Source organism: Streptomyces sp. BE303 (assembly GCF_036290945.1).
Classification (GTDB): Bacteria; Actinomycetota; Actinomycetes; order Streptomycetales; family Streptomycetaceae; genus Kitasatospora.
Window position 1 is genome coordinate 1 of sequence record NZ_JAQYWZ010000845.1, and the last position, 2,433, is coordinate 2,433.

A 2,433-nucleotide genomic window follows, 5' to 3' on the forward strand; every position below is an offset into this window, starting at 1 on the left:
CGGTGGTGGTGATGGTCAGCTGCTTGACGCCGGCCGGCAGGTTCAGGAAGTGGTAGCTGTAGTTGCCGGCGGTGGCGGTGAGGTTGTCCCGGCGGCAGTTCTTGTCGAACTGGCGCGGGTCGGCGATGGTGCAGACCGGGGTGGTCGGGGCGACCGGGGCGTCCGGCAGCGTGCCGCAGCCGTTGGTCGCGCAGGCGGTCAGCCAGGCGTCGAAGCCGGCGTCGTAGCTGGTGCCGACGGTCTGCTTCAGGAAGGTGCGGGCACCCTCCCAGTCACCGGTGCGGTACTTGGCGAGCACGGTCTCGATGTCCGCGCGGTGCTCCTGGAGCATGTAGCGGACGGCCAGCCAGCCCCACTTGTAGACCCGGGTCGAGTTGACGTCGGGGTCCGCCTCCTGGCCGTAGACGGTGTCGAACAGCTGGCTGAGCTTGTAGGTCTTCTTGGCGGCCTCGGCGATCGCGTCGGTGTTGGGCAGGTTGCGGTAGCCGAACGAGATGTTCTCGGCGATGCCCTCGACCCACCAGATGGTCGGGGTGGTCAGGCTGGCGTCGAAGTCGCCGGCCATGTTGTAGCGGCCGTCGAGGTAGTGGGTGTACTCGTGGTTGAGGTTCCAGATGTGGAAGGTCGGGCGGAGCCAGTCGGCCTCGTGGGCGATGAAGCGGGCCTGGTTGCCGGGCAGGGCCGGGTTGCCCTCCTCGTACATGCCGCCGTTGTCGATGTCGATGTTGTAGAAGGCCCAGGCGTACAGCGCGTAGTTGTAGTAGTCGTCGAAGGCGACGACCTCCAGGTCGGTGTTCACGTCACCGGGGATCGCGCCCTTGTCGCCGATCACCTTGTGGAAGTACGCGTCCTGGTTGGTCAGGCTGGTGCAGGTGCTGGTCAGCTGCGCGGGGGACATGTCCTGGGCGCGGATCTTCAGGCCCGGGTTGCAGGTGCGCTGGATCGGGAGGATGACCGGGAGCAGGCGGTCCGTCAGGTCGCAGATGGCGTAGGCCGCGCAGTTGCCCTTGTCGAACTGGCGGGTGGCCCAGGCCAGGTTCATGGTGATCGGCGCGGTGGGGCCGACGTTCGGGTACCGGTTGATCAGGTCCTTGAGCAGCGGCCGGAGCCGGTCCTTGAGCTCGGGGACGACGAGGGCGTAGCCGAGGTAGCGGCCCATGTTGCTGACCATGTCGTCACGGTTCAGCAGGTCCTCGTTGCGGGTGATGAAGCCCGACCAGGCGTCGAGGAGCGAGGAGTCGGCCTTGAGCGCGGCCTTGAGGCCCTGGCCGTCCTTCTCGGGCTTGGGGTCGAGGCCTTCCTCGATGAGCCAGTCGAAGTGCTTCAGCGAGAGGTTCATCAGCCGGGGCCAGTTGCCGTCGTAGCTGTTCAGCATCCACTTGAGGACGCCGTTGTACCGGCCGAAGGTCCTGGTCTGGCCGATCACCGTGACGACCTCGTTGAGGGTGTCGCCGTTGGCGTCGGTGATGTCCTTGCTGTGCGGGGCGGCGAAGAAGGCGTCGAGCGCGCCGCGGGCCGCGGTCTCCAGGGTCGGACCGTAGGTGCCGACGGCGTCCGGGAGGACCTCGTGGAGGTAGTAGCCGGCGCGCAGGTACATCACCAACTGCCCGACGGAGGTGCTGTTGTCGCCCGGGTAGGTCGCGGAGGCGTCGCGCAGCGCGTTGGCGACGGTCACCATCTTGGCTTCGCCGAAGGCCTTGCCGGCGTCGGCTCCGGTGAGCTGGAACAGCGGGTAGGCGCAGGGGACGTTCGGCAGTGCCTTGAGCTGCTGGACCAACGCGCTGCCCGTGGCGTTGATCAGTTCGGAGAGGTTGGGACACGGCTCCCCGGCGGCGGCCGAGAACTGCTTGGCCGCCTTGAGGGGCTCGGTGACCGGAACGGCGGGGACGGCGGACTGCTTGCCGTAGTCCTGGGAGGAGAGCTTGAAGGGGCTGTTGTTCCTGGCCTCGGGTGACTTGGGGACCGGGATCGACCGCGGCGCCGAGGCGGTGGTTCCGGTGGCGTTCACGCCGGCCGGGGCCGTGGCGCCGACGGGCGCGGCCTGGCTCTGCGGTGTGAACAGGCCGAGCGCGATGAAGAAGGCCGCGCCGAGCGCAGGGAGTCTGCGCACGTTGGCCGTTGATATCCGGGAGGGACGCATCTGTGGGGGCCTCCGGGGCCGTTGTGACCGCGCGTTGGGGCACGCGGCCAATCGATGTGTGACATGTAAAATGGCACATGTCGCATGGCGCCGGGAAGGCCTCGGACCGGATTGTCGTTCGCCGCAACCGAAACGTTGTCAGAACACATGGCCGGAGGGCCCCGCCGGTGCGGCGGGGCCCTCCGGGTCCGGTGGAACGTGCTGCTCGGCGACGCCTGTCGCCGGGCGGGCGCGGCCTACTGGTAGGTGACGGTGGCGCTGGCGCCGCTGAAGTTCTGCTGTCCTGCGGCGAG

At 68.2% G+C, this 2,433-nt stretch carries 1 protein-coding gene; it reads right to left on the reverse strand.

Annotated elements, in window-relative coordinates; all coding sequences use genetic code 11:
• On the reverse strand, positions 1 to 2,110 hold a 2,110-nt coding region (locus tag PUR56_RS29470), incomplete at its 3' end, for a collagenase (RefSeq protein ID WP_329951186.1).
• Between the last annotated feature and the right edge of the window lie 323 nt (positions 2,111 to 2,433).